1 protein-coding gene is annotated in these 298 nt (G+C 54.4%); it reads right to left on the reverse strand.

Features of this window, described 5'->3' with window-relative positions:
• The coding region (locus KMS84_RS39860) for a hypothetical protein (RefSeq protein WP_256921542.1) at window positions 1-298 on the reverse strand (298 nt) is incomplete at both ends.

Genomic DNA, 298 nt, shown 5'->3' on the forward strand with positions numbered 1-298 from the left:
TGCTCACAGATGTAACGATAATAGGCGGGCAAATCAGGCTGCGTGGTTACCTGCATGCGCCGTTCGATACGGCGTAAGACCGTGGCACGCTTGTAGTGTCTGAAATCGTGGCCAGTGCCCGCGCGCAGTTTGGCGAGAATATCAAGCAGTGCTTGTTCCGCCTGTTCGACAGCCCGTTCATCAAGCTTTCGCCCAGGGTTGGGCTGGAGGTTGGCGGCGTTTGGAAGTTGGATACGTTGGGCGTTGTGCCATACATCCAGAATTTTTTGCGGCATTTCGACAACCGGTAGTACGAAAT

The sequence above is a fragment of the Streptomyces hilarionis genome, assembly GCF_024539675.1.
GTDB classification, from domain to species: domain Bacteria; phylum Actinomycetota; class Actinomycetes; order Streptomycetales; family Streptomycetaceae; genus Streptomyces; species Streptomyces hilarionis.